The organism is Mesorhizobium sp. B1-1-6 (assembly GCF_006443035.1).
Classification (GTDB): domain Bacteria; phylum Pseudomonadota; class Alphaproteobacteria; order Rhizobiales; family Rhizobiaceae; genus Mesorhizobium.
In genome coordinates this window covers 79546-91585 of the sequence record NZ_VFWR01000015.1, presented here as the reverse complement: position 1 = coordinate 91585, position 12040 = coordinate 79546, and the positions used below count along the sequence as shown (strand labels likewise).

Below are 12040 nucleotides of genomic sequence, written 5' to 3'. Positions count from 1 at the left end.
GGCATCATTGCCATATCATGAAAGTTTTGTCATTTTCATTCCATAGTATTTATAAAGACGATATGTATAGTTATTTTCACTAATACTGCAAATTTGTAACTTGCACGTTCGATTATTATTCAATTCTGTGACATCGAATTCGGTGGATTTGCGATGTCACGACAATCTAAATCGACACTAGAAAAAGTGAATGTGCCTTCCGATTTATTCGGAGTTTACGCGACATTGGGCCGGGGCTTGCCGGGCGGCGATTTCAGATCGAATTTCATCGCGAGTTCTCTATGTGTTGATTGCATGGCAGGCCATTTGAAGGTAGCGCGCATGGCATTGGGCGCGCCTTTGTCGCCGGGACGCCAAGAGGCCGCTCCGGGCGGTGATTTTCCGCAGGGTGAGAGCCTCCCCAGGAGGTGATTATCGTCCAAGCGAGGCGTCGAGAGGGTCTGTCGCTAGCTCGCTAAAGACCGGCGCACCGCTACCATACCACTGGCCCTCCGTCCCGCATCGCCACCGGCATTCGAGCAACACTGGTGGCGCCTGTCGCGACGGGCGTCATTGGCGGAAAGACATGCTGTTCGACTAGCCTCATTCATGCCGCAAGCAAGAAATAAACGCTCGATCCACGTTTGGGATTCACCGCATATTCCAAGAAAACCAGGTACTGCCTTAAATTACTCGGCTTTGATGCCATCCGCAGCAGCAGGTCGCACGGCGGGATGAAGTCCACGGAGAAGCATATGAGGCGCATCATCGTCGCTGCGATCATCGCAAGCATGGCAGCCCCCACCTGGGCAATGCCCGTCGGAGCGCTAAGGCCGTCGGTTTCCGATACGGTCACGAACATCGACCTAAGGAGGCCTTCCCGCCATCGACCGGGACATGGAGTACGGCCACCGCACCACAGGCCGCCCCATTATCGGCCCTCGCGTCCGCCACGCCATCACCGGCATTCGAGGAACAATAGCGGCGCCGTCGCCGCGGGCCTCATTGGCGGAATGCTGCTCGGCGGGATGGCGATCTCGGCTGCCCGCCAGCACAATCACAGCGCTTGGAACAACCATGTGAACTGGTGCTCGCAGCGGTACCGCTCCTACCGGGTCTCGGACAATAGCTGGCAGCCCTACAATGGCCCACGCCGGCAGTGCATCTCGCCCTTCTGAGTGCGCTCTGGGCTCGCTGGTGCTAGGAAGCCTACTGGGATTTGTTGAAACGGCTGAATGCAAGCTTGGACGGGAGCAAAAGCGAGCCTGGCAAAGGCCGGCGGGGCCATTGGCGTGAGCCAGCGGAAGTATCCCGCCTGTTCAAAGAGCATCTCCGCGAAGGCGTTTGCCGATCAATTGATACATGTCCGGCGTTCTGGTCGATGCGACGAATCTCGGTCCGAAAGTCGCAGGTCCGCAGGGAAGACATGGTTCTCTGTTTTCATCCACGTCGATGCGCCAGTTGGGAGGACTATTGTGCTAAAAAATCTATCGATCGCGGCAATCAGCGCCATCATGATTGTAAGCTTCAAGCATTCCGCGTTTGGCACGTCGATCGGCGTGGGCAATCCCTACCCAGTCAGTCACTACGAGTGCCAGGACGGCACGCGTCTGGCAGTGCGTCTCCTCGGGGATCGCGCTTCTGTATCCGTCAACGACGCGGCCGAGGTCGATCTGCCCTCCAAGGGACCGGAAGGAACGACGTATTCGAACGGTCAGTGGACGCTGACCATCATACAGGGACGCCTGTCCTGGGGTGTTGGCCGAGCTGTGCCATCTCTATGCGCCGGCGGTTGAGCCTCCCACCTCAGGAAAACTGATGAAGACTATCCAGTTCGGTCGCGCACTTCATCGCAGCTTTCGAGATCCAGATACGCGTCGGCTCCTCGTGCATTGCAGTGTTTCTGGACGCCTGGTGCCTCGGCGCGGCCGGCGGCAGGAACAATGGCACCCATGACAATCTCCATCCGTCAAACCAGCGGTTAATGCATGTCGCCCAGAAGTGCGCAGCGGTTCTGGGACAACGATATGCATCAAAACAAAGACTTAAAGCGAGTCGCCTGAATCTGTTTCGACGCGACACGCTTTAATCCCAAGAGATGCGCTTCGACAATAATACCGAAAACGCACGCGCTCTGACGGCAGTGCATAAATGCAAAGAATCCAGAAACTAGGCATTGTGTCTCCAAATATCCGAGCCACCATGCAGAATTATTGACAACGTGTTCGCATGCGCGTGATGTCGGCTTAATTCACCAAAGAGGACGAAAGATATGCGGAGATATGCACTAGCTGCCCTGTTAAGTGCCGCACTCGGCTTTGGTATTCCTCTTGCCGCTGTGTCCCCAGCGGGAGCTGTGACCGTAAATATAAATATCGGATCAAACCTTAACAACGGCCGCGCGATTACTTGCGCTCAAGGCCAGCGATTGATTCAGAGCAGAGGCTTCAGGGACGTGCGTCGCGTGGACTGCCGGGGACGCAATTTTGTTTATCACGCGCGTCGCATTGGCGGCAGCACTTTCGAAATAGTGCTGAATGCCCGTACTGGCCGCGTGGTGGATTTCCACCGCATTCGTAGATGACTCAGAGAGGCAAGGGAATGACGCAGTTGTCCGAGACCCAGCAACCCAGACGATCTGCGTGGACGAACTCGGCGATCGGAATCGTCTTTATCCTGGCAGGGATCTTCGTGTTGGGCGATCTGGCGCTGGCCACGACCATCAGCGCGCTTGTCCTGGGAATTGCGATCGTATGCGCCGGCTTTGTCGAGATCGCCCTCGCCATCTGGGCCGGCGGGTGGCGTGGTTTTCTCTGGCAGACGATGCTCGGCATCCTGTACGTCGTTTTTGGCTGCCTGCTCATCAGCTTGCCGGTGCTGGGATCTATCATCCTCACATGGGTGCTCGGTGTCGTGCTCGTGATATCTGGGCTCGGAAGAATGTCTTTGAGCCTGCGCTACCTGTCCACCGACCGATGGATGATGCTTGTTTCCGGCCTGTTCGGTCTCGCGGCTGGCTTCTTGATACTCATCGGATGGCCATCGACCGGGGTTTGGGTGATTGGGGCGTTCATGGGTATCGACCTAGTTCTTCACGGCCTGGGCTGGCTCGTTACAGGCTTTCGGCCAACGGATACGACCCGATGATCCAACCATTTTCACCGTGACCGTTACCCGCTTTGCGGCATTGGCTCCTGTCCTGCCGCGACGGTTCCCAAGCGCGGCAAGCTTTTTGCGTAGGGTTTCATTTTGTCCTGGACGTCGCGAACGGCCCGTCGATGCGCACGATGCCGCATGATCGGGATCAGCCACCCCTCGAGACCAGCAGCGCGCCTCTGATCACATAGGAGAAGTTCGGGCGGCTCCGGACGAGAATTCGTCGCGACAAAGCCGAGCGCAACGGACGAAGCGGCCGACAACCAATGTCGAGACCGCAGGCTTGCCAGTCGGACAGGCAAGCAAAATGAGACGTGCTGCACACTATTCGGATTTCCGGCTCAATCTTTCACCTTCTAGGATGTGTATTACGTGCCCTTGGAAAGTCTTAGCCTAGGAGGGTCCCATGTCCGATCTGATCGTCATCGTCTATCCAAACGAGGCCAAGGCTGAAGAGGTACGTCAACGGCTCATAGGACTTCAAAAGGAATACGTTATTAAACTTGGCGACGCGGTTATTGCCACCAAGACCGAGGCGGGTGCGATAAAGCTCAATCAACTTGTGAATACGACGGCGGCAGGCGCTGTATCCGGTAGCTTCTGGGGCTTGCTTATCGGTGTTCTCTTCCTGAATCCGTTGATCGGACTTGCGGTCGGCGCCACCTCCGGAGCCCTTGGCGGCGCTTTGACGGACGTGGGTATCAACGATGCGTTCATGCGCGATCTGTCAGCCAGCATCCAGCCTGGGGACGCTGCCCTGTTCGTGCTCGCGCACGAGATGACAGCGGACAAGGTGCTCAAGGAGATCCAGGCCTTTGGCGGCGTGGTGCTTAAGACGTCGCTGGATGAGACGAAGGAGCAGGTTCTGCGCGATGCGCTTCAACGCGCTTCGGCGATGGCCGGCCAAGGCGCGGCCGCGACCGCCTGACCGCGGTCACGGAACATCCCGGAATCGGAACTCTGCTGGTCGGCAAGGGCGATGGATGGCCCGATAGTAAGTGGGCGATGCAAGCATGTCCGGCCTTGAGACAGCGGCCCTGCTTTTGATTGAAGCCATCTGCGGCGCGGGCGGAGCTTTCGCTACGACTTGGTTTTGGCGCATGGCTGCGCTGGGTTGGAAATCTGTCGCGGCGGCTGGCGTCGTGGGAGGACTGACCCTGACAGCGCTGGCCGGTCGGATTCCCGCCTTGGCAAACTTCCTCGGCAACGTCGAAAATGCTGTCGATGCCACCGCTCGTGGTGTCGGCACCCTCACGCCCGGCGTGCTGATTGGCGTCGGCATTGCCGGCCTTCTTGGCGGCATCCTGTCGGTTTGTATCATCGGCCTCGTCCGGGGCGCGGGATCCGGACGTCGCTAGGGGCCCGGCCAATCGAATTTCCTGGCGGCAATCACGCGTTCCGCCGATCGGCGGACCCAAGCAACTGAGCGATCCAAAGGGTCGCCGGCGATTGCGAGCAAAAAGTAACCAGCGCGATGGTGATGGGCACACCTATGAACGCGCCGAACACACCCCAAAGAAACGACCAGAAGAAGACCGAAAACAGCACCACAAAAGGCGACATCGCCAACACGTAACCGGCAACCCGCGGTTCTATGTAGCTGCCGATGACGAACTGAATGATGTTGAGGCCGGCAAAAATCGAGACGGCGGCCTGTGGCGATCCGAACTGCGCGAGCGCGTAAAGCGTCGGCAAGAATGTCGCGACGAACGGCCCGATAAACGGAATATAGTTCAAGGTGAAGGCGATAACGCCCCACTCGGCGGCAAACCGCAGTCCGAAAGCCGCCGAAAGCGCGCACACCATCGAACCGGTCGCAAGGCTCATCAATGTCCGAACCAGCATGTAACGTCGCCATTTCGATGCTGTCTGACTGCTGCCATTGATCAGTGCGGCCGCCGCCTGGGCGCTCAGCGCTACACGAGCATTGCGAGCCGCCGCTTCAGCGTCGAGAAGACCCAGAAGCACGTAAACGACGACAACGATCCAGAACGAGATCACGGTATTCAGCCTTGCGGTCACGCCCTGAGCTATCCGCACGAACCAGCCGACATTGAAATGCTCGGCCCAGGCGCCGGCCATCACGACACCGTGCCCTTCCAACCACTCGGCGAGTTGACTGTAGAGTCCTTGAAAGCGGGCGCTGTCGGCGAGGACCGATCGGCCAATGCGGCCAAAACCCCAACTGGCGATCGATGCAAAGGCGAAGAATGCCAGGACGACGACACAGACGACTATCGCCAGTGCGATCAGCTTTGGAAGAAGCCGCTGCAGGCTGCGCTGCAATGGCCACACCAGCGCGATGAGGAAAAGAGCGCACACGACTGGCGCGAAAATTGAGGCAGCGGCCTGCAGCGCCCATATGACGGCGATAACCGCCAGAATATACGTAGGCGCAAAGAGCGTTCGCTTCGCCATGGTATAGTCTGTTCCCGGCCGGCTGGATGACGTTACAGACAACTCCGAAATTGGTCCGGAAGCTTGCTCAGCGCCCAGACCAATGTTCATCGATATCGCTCAACCAGCTCGATTCATGCTGAATAAAGCTGATCTTACGCATCGCGCCTAGCAACGTTCTGTGATGGGTCGACCCTGACGATCGCGAACCGTGTGGCCCCAGCGATCACGAACCCAGCATTCGCGATGATGCGCGCGCGGTGCCGTCGCAGCGCCGACCACAGCCCCTGTGCCGCCACCGACCGCCGCGCCTACAAGGGCACCTCGACTGCCGTTTGCAAGGCCGCCGATGACCGCACCCGTTCCGGCTCCTGCCAGCGCCGTGCCTGCTGTTCGCTGTTCCGTGGCAGTACAACCCGCAGCCATCAGAGCCAAAGCAGAAACAAATATAATACTTCTCATGATTTCATCTCCTGGGTACATTTACATCCGCTCGCCAACAACGAGCATTCCGTCCAAACAATGTGCCGATTGTTCCTAAAGGATTGGGAGCGACTCCAACGCTCTATGAGCAATTCTGGGGTAGACGGTCTTTATGTGCTGGAGGCCGTCCGACAGGCATGGCCTTCAGACTATTTGGGAGCCGACCGGCCGCCTGTACCGAGCCTGGCCGGATTGCTATCAATAGTCGACCGCATCACGAATGATGGGACATGTCATGCAATGACCCCCGCCTCGGCCACGGCCGAGCTCCGCGCCTGAGATAGTGATGACTTCTATGCCTTCCTTGCGCAGCAGCGTATTTGTGTACGTGTTGCGATCGTAGGCAAAGACGACACCAGGCGAGGCGCAAACCAAGTTGGCGCCGCTGTCCCACTGGGTGCGCTCGCGCATGTAGTCGTTGCCGCCGGTTTCAACGACGCGCATCTTCTTGAGACCAAGCGAGTCACGCACCGTCTCAATGAAACTGCCTTTGTCCTTGTGGAGTTCGACGCCCCCCTTGCCGTCAGGGCGATAGGAGAATGCGTCAATGCCGTTGACGATGTCCGGATACATCAGCACGCAGTCGCGATCGGCAAACGTGAATACCGTGTCGAGATGCATCGCCGCGCGCAGCTTAGGCATTGCGGCGACGATCACACGTTCGGCAGCTCCTTTCTCAAACAGGGCCGCCGCCACTTGGCTGATAGCCTGGCGCGAAGTGCGCTCGCTCATGCCGATAAGCACATTGCCCTTGCCGATAGGCATGACGTCCCCACCCTCGAATGTGGCAAGCCCCCAATCCCTGGTCGGGTCACCCCACCAGACATTGACCTTGCCGGCGAAGTCCGGGTGGAACTTGTATATCGACGTGGTGAGGATGGTCTCCTCGTGGCGCGCAGGCCAATAAAGGGCGTTCAGCGTCACGCCGCCATAGATCCAGCAGGTGGTGTCCCGGGTGTAGAGCGTGTTGGGCAAAGGCGGCAGCAGATATTCGTTGACGCCGGCCGCGTCACGGATCAGCGCCAGTTGTTCGCCGCCGATGCTTTCCGGGAATTCGAAGGTCGACAGCCCGCCGATCAGTGTTTCAGCGAGGTCGCGATTAGAGAGGCCGTCGAGATAGGAGCGGACCTCGTCGATGAGGCCGAGGCCGACCTGGTTCGGTACGATCTGCTGGTCGAGGATCCACTTCTTGGCTTCCGGAATGGCGACCGTCTCGGCGAGCAGATTGTGCATCTCGACCACCTCGACGCCCCTGTCGCGCATCTTGGTCATGAAGTCGAAATGATCGCGCTTGGCATTGTCTACCCAGAGCACGTCGTCGAAGAGGAGTGCGTCACAATTGCTGGGTGTCAGCCGCTGGTGGGCGCGGCCGGGAGCGCACACCATGACCTTGCGCAACTGACCAACCTCTGAATGAACGCCGAATGAAGTATTGTTTGTCATGACCTTCCTTCTTTCTGTTCAAGGTGCGATGGCGCCCGTCAGCAGCCCGTAGGCTCCGATCAGGCCAGCGATGAGCGTGACGGCGAACACGAAGAGTTCGGCGAGCGTGAACAGCTGCAATTTCTGCTCGCGCCGCGCCCAGACGTAGAGGATAGTTCCGGGCGCGAAGAGGACGGCAACAAGCAGCACGTATTTGAGCCCGGCGGCGACGAACATGAAGACCGTGTAAATCGCCGCGATCCAGGCGAAGATCTGGTCGCGGCCGCGCTGATCCGGCGTCTTTTCGTAGCCAACGCCGCTACGAGCGAGCAGGATGCCGTAGCCGGCCACGAGCAGGTAGGGCAGCAACGCGGTGACGCTCGTCATGTCGAGCATGAAGTTGAACGCGTCCCGCGACCAGTAGGTGGAGATCACGAAGAGCGATACGACGATGTTGGTGAGCCAGAGTGCGTTAGCGGGAACCTTGTTGCCATTCTGCGCTGCGAAGAGCCTTGGCATGTCCTCCGACTTCGCCGCCGCGAACAGCACCTCGGCGCAGATTAGGGACCAGGCGAGATAGGCGCCGAGCACCGAGATCAGAACGCCGATCGAGATGAAGACCGCACCCCAGTGACCGACGACCGCTTCGAGAACGCCGGCCATCGACGGCTGCTGGACACCGGCGACAGCCGATTGCGGCAGAGCCGCGTAGGGCAGCAGCGTGACCGCTACCATCAGGCCTGTGACGCCGACGAAACCGAGAATCGTCGCCGTACCGACGTCGGAACGCACCTTGGCAAAGCGGGAATAGACGCTGGCGCCCTCGATGCCGAGGAAGACGAAGACCGTGATCAGCATTGTGTCGCGCACCTGGGCGATCAGGGACTTTGGCGGCATGTCCAAGCCGCCAAAGAAATTCTCGCGGAACTGCCCGAAATGGAAGAAGAAGATCAGGAGCAGGATGAAGACCAGGATCGGCACGATCTTGGCGATCGTCACGACAGTATTGATGAAGGTCGCCTGCTCGACGCCGCGCAGGATCATGAAGTGGAAAGCCCAGATGCCGATCAACGAGACGATGATGGCGATGGCGCTGCTGCCGTCCCCAAAGATCCCGGGAAAGAACCGCCCCAGCGTCGAGCCGATGAGCACCCAATAGAAGACGTTGCCTAGGCAACTACCGAGCCAGTAGCCGAAGGCGGACAGGAAGCCCATGTAGTTGCCGAAGCCGGCCTTGGCATAGGCGAAGACGCCTGAGTCGATGTCTGGCCTCTTCTCGGCCAACGCCTGGAACACCCGCGCCAGCATGTACATGCCGGTTCCCGCAATTGCCCAGGCAATGATTGCGCCGAACGGACCTGTCGCAGTCGCGAACCGGCCAGGCAGATTGAAGATGCCCGCGCCGACCATCGATCCCACCACCATGCTGGTCAGCGCAAACAGCGAAAGCTTCTGATTTTCGTTTGAAGTCATAAACCGCTCTCCTGGCTGCGCGAACCAGAGTTCGCAATCAGACGCCTCGCCGACACGTCTCGGTCCAGCAAGGTTAGGTCTGATCAGAAGCAGTAAATGCGAATGTCGGCAACCGGTTAAACGAGCCAAGGCAAAGGTTTTGGACGTCAGGTATACTAGTGGGATTTTATGCCAATCACGTGGGCGCTAGATTCGAGATAGGTTGCAGGCGTAACAATGAGGCCGCTGGACCGCCGTCCGCTAAGGAATTGTTGATCCAAATTCAATGAACTCGACCGTTCAGCAAAAATTCTCGATATGGACCCTGACGGCTATGGTCGTCGGTTCGATGGTCGGCGCGGGCATCTTCTCTTTGCCGCAGGCTTTTGGTCGCGAGACCGGTCCGTTCGGGGCCATGATCGCTTGGGCCATCGCTGGCGTCGGAATGCTGATGTTGGCCTTCGTCTTCCAGACCTTGTCGGTTCGCAAGCCGGACCTCGATGCGGGCGTGTATGCCTATGCCAAGGCCGGCTTTGGCAACTATCTCGGCTTCCTCTCGGCCCTCGGTTACTGGTCTGCCGCCGTTCTCGGCAACGTTTCCTATTTCGTGCTGATAAAGTCGACGCTGGGGCTTTTCTTTCCTGTGTTCGGCGATGGCAATACCATCACGGCGATCGTCATTTCCTCGATGCTTCTGTGGATCGTACATTCGGTGATCCTGCGGGGCGTCAAGGAAGCGGCGGCGATCAACACCATTGTCACTTACGCCAAGATCATTCCGATCTTTCTCTTTATCATCTTCGTTATCTACGGCTTCAGCGCCGATGTCTTCACGGCCAATTTCTGGGGCGGGGAAGAAGTCAGCGTTGGCAGCATCGCGAGCCAGGTTCGCGGGACCATGTTGGTGACCGTATTCGTCTTTGTCGGAATCGAAGGCGCGAGCGTCTATTCGCGTTACGCACGCAACCGCGGGGATGTCGGGGTCGCGACGCTCCTTGGTTTTCTCGGCGTGCTCTGTCTGCTTGTGCTGGTCACCATTCCCTCCTACGGGATCATGCTTCGTCCTGAACTGACAGCGCTGCGCAATCCCTCCATGGCCGGCGTATTGGAAGCGGTGGTCGGGCCATGGGGCGCCAAGTTCGTCAGCTTCGGCCTGCTGATCTCCGTTGCCGGTGCCTATCTGTCCTGGGTGCTGCTGGCCGCTGAAATCCTGTTCACCGCATCACATCACCAGACCATGCCGCGTTTTCTTGCGTATAGAAACAAGCATGGCGTGCCGTCGCGGGCGCTCTGGCTGACCAATACGGTCGTGCAGGTTTTTCTGGTCCTGACGCTCTTTGCTCAACAGGCCTTCAGGCTCGCTCTCGAGCTGACCAGTTCCATGATCCTCATCCCATATCTTCTTGTCGCCGCTTACGGGGTCAAGCTCGCATGGGGCGGCGAGAGCTACGAGAACGACCCCGTAGCGCGGCGTGTCGACTTCGCAAGGGCGGCGATAGCATTGATCTATACGGCCGGTCTCATCTACGCCGCCAGCGCCAAGCACCTGCTGCTCTCGGCCGTCATCTACGGACCGGGCACGATCCTCTTCGTCATGGCTCGGAAGGAGCGGGGGCAGAGGGTGTTTACTCCCGCCGAGATGGGGATGTTCGTCGTCGCCGCACTTGGCGCGGTCGCGGCAATCTACGGCATCCTTGCCGGCGCCATCGCAGTCTAGGGCCCAAAGCTGTTTCGCAGCAGAAGACCACTCAGCGTGTGCGCCCTGCTGTCAGGCTGGCTGATCTGCTGCGAGCTCGTGGCCTGGGCGCCTTGCCAGCCTTCCACGCGTGCCTCCTTTGGCGTAATGCCGAATTCCTTCCTGAACATCCGGCTATACGCCGATGGATCCGTGAAGCCCCAATCCCCGGCAATGGCGGAGATCGGGCGCCCATCCAAGCTGTCGGAAAGTATATCGCGTGTCTTGAGCAGGCGTTTGTGGCGAATATAATTCGAAACACCTCCGGCCGGTTCGAATATCCGGTAGAGGCGAGAGCGGGACACACCGAGTTCGCGGCAAAGCCTGTCGGATGCCAAGGACTGATCATTCAAACTTTGTGCAATGATTTTGGCAGCGCGCTCGGCGATCACGGCGTCGATCACACGCTTCGCCTCGGTGATGCGGTCATGTGATGGCGACACGCACGCAGCCAGCAGATTGGTGGTGGCAGTGGCAATGTGCGACACATCCACGGCCCTCAGATCGGAAAAGGAACGGTGCAGCAGAAGCATGTAGTCTGCCAGGAGTCTTTTCGACTCCTCACGTATTTCAATCCTGGACGATTGGATGAAAGGCAGGTCGCGTGGCAGGAAAACGGCAAGGAGGGCGTCGTTCTCCATCACGCATTCGTAGGGCTCTGCAAAAGATTGCAGGGTCGTTCTCACGACCTGCCAACTTCCAGGAAGCCTGCCCTTGGACAAGGGCAGGCTCAAATACCAATTGTCCACCGAAGGGTTTTTCAAATGCCGCCAGCGACAGCGGTAGCCACTGCCAGGCAATTCGAGGAACATGACAGCCAACGTTCCCAGATCCCACACTGTTTCATGTGCTGGAAACGAATGGCTCCGTTCTTGCATAAGTTCAGTGTCGGCAACGCCTTGATACCAGGTTCGAAACAGGTCGAATTGCTTAGCAGGTGGTGCCGTGGAGGTATCGATGTCGACGGCGCATTGCAGGGACTTCTCGGCACCTGCTCCTCCAGATAGCCCGGCGGCATGAACCATAGCATCCATAGCAACTATCCGTCTTTGTTGGTGCAACACGGGTTATTGCAAGAACATTAGTTCATTCTAATATATACAACTCCGGCAAGCAATGTTGAAGGTGGATGTAATACCCTGTCTACTACCAGCATAGAAGCATGTTAATCAATCGTTAACATGCCATCTGGCCCATTTGAGGTATCCACCAGCAATTCGTGAACTGGGCTTAATTGTACCCGACGGAAGTTGTGGAGGTGGCTGCGTGATATCCGAGGCTTATCAGACCGGTTGTGGTGGCTCTCAACTCAGTATGCAAGGCATCCCAATCATAGACCACCAGTCCATTTTTCTTGTTGGAGGCTATACTCCCTGAAATGTCTTGTGGGACTAATGCCCGGATACCACGCGCACA

At 58.2% G+C, this 12040-nt stretch carries 12 protein-coding genes; 6 read left to right on the top strand and 6 right to left on the bottom strand.

The features are described 5' to 3' along the window. Positions 1 to 586 precede the first annotated feature (586 nt). Positions 587 to 841, bottom strand: a complete 255-nt coding sequence (locus tag FJ979_RS33180; RefSeq protein ID WP_224684683.1) for a hypothetical protein — start codon at positions 839 to 841, stop codon at positions 587 to 589. Here FJ979_RS33180 and FJ979_RS33485 point away from each other — a divergent pair. The 5 genes from FJ979_RS33485 (at position 735) to FJ979_RS26295 (ending at position 4493) form a co-directional block, all read left to right on the top strand. Next, complete coding sequence (locus FJ979_RS33485) at positions 735 to 1157, top strand: BA14K family protein (protein WP_318012677.1); 423 nt, start codon at positions 735 to 737, stop codon at positions 1155 to 1157. The two genes, FJ979_RS33180 and FJ979_RS33485, sit on opposite strands and share 107 nt — an antisense overlap. A 57-nt stretch (positions 1158 to 1214) precedes the next feature. After that, on the top strand, positions 1215 to 1775 hold the full coding sequence (locus FJ979_RS33175) for a hypothetical protein (RefSeq protein ID WP_224655847.1): 561 nt from the start codon (positions 1215 to 1217) through the stop codon (positions 1773 to 1775). A gap of 805 nt (positions 1776 to 2580) precedes the next feature. Further along, positions 2581 to 3126: a DUF308 domain-containing protein gene (locus FJ979_RS26305; RefSeq protein WP_181167676.1), complete on the top strand. Its 546-nt coding sequence runs from the start codon at positions 2581 to 2583 to the stop codon at positions 3124 to 3126. A 415-nt stretch (positions 3127 to 3541) separates the two neighbouring features. Beyond that, complete coding sequence (locus FJ979_RS26300; RefSeq protein WP_140499392.1) at positions 3542 to 4063, top strand: DUF1269 domain-containing protein; 522 nt, start codon at positions 3542 to 3544, stop codon at positions 4061 to 4063. 85 nt (positions 4064 to 4148) lie between these two features. After that, positions 4149 to 4493, top strand: coding sequence for a hypothetical protein (locus FJ979_RS26295; RefSeq protein WP_140584253.1), 345 nt, complete (start codon positions 4149 to 4151; stop codon positions 4491 to 4493). 31 nt (positions 4494 to 4524) lie between these two features. On the opposite strand, the gene FJ979_RS26290 is transcribed toward FJ979_RS26295, so the two are convergent. From FJ979_RS26290 to FJ979_RS26275, 4 genes are all read right to left on the bottom strand, one after another. After that, entirely contained in the window at positions 4525 to 5553 is a 1029-nt protein-coding gene (locus tag FJ979_RS26290; protein ID WP_140584272.1) for an AI-2E family transporter, read from the bottom strand. A gap of 147 nt (positions 5554 to 5700) precedes the next feature. Then, complete coding sequence (locus tag FJ979_RS33480; RefSeq protein ID WP_348640082.1) at positions 5701 to 5958, bottom strand: YMGG-like glycine zipper-containing protein; 258 nt, start codon at positions 5956 to 5958, stop codon at positions 5701 to 5703. A gap of 255 nt (positions 5959 to 6213) precedes the next feature. Next, positions 6214 to 7458: an arginine deiminase gene (gene arcA / locus FJ979_RS26280; protein WP_140499398.1), complete on the bottom strand. Its 1245-nt coding sequence runs from the start codon at positions 7456 to 7458 to the stop codon at positions 6214 to 6216. An 18-nt stretch (positions 7459 to 7476) separates the two neighbouring features. Then, a complete protein-coding gene (locus FJ979_RS26275; RefSeq protein ID WP_140499399.1) occupies positions 7477 to 8910 on the bottom strand; it encodes a basic amino acid/polyamine antiporter in 1434 nt (477 codons plus the stop codon). A 265-nt stretch (positions 8911 to 9175) separates the two neighbouring features. Here FJ979_RS26275 and FJ979_RS26270 point away from each other — a divergent pair, with 265 nt between their 5' ends. Beyond that, a complete protein-coding gene (locus tag FJ979_RS26270) occupies positions 9176 to 10606 on the top strand; it encodes a basic amino acid/polyamine antiporter (RefSeq protein WP_140584252.1) in 1431 nt (476 codons plus the stop codon). Here FJ979_RS26270 and FJ979_RS26265 read toward each other — a convergent pair. After that, positions 10603 to 11658: a helix-turn-helix domain-containing protein gene (locus FJ979_RS26265; protein WP_140499403.1), complete on the bottom strand. Its 1056-nt coding sequence runs from the start codon at positions 11656 to 11658 to the stop codon at positions 10603 to 10605. The two genes, FJ979_RS26270 and FJ979_RS26265, sit on opposite strands and share 4 nt — an antisense overlap. Positions 11659 to 12040: the final 382 nt, after the last annotated feature.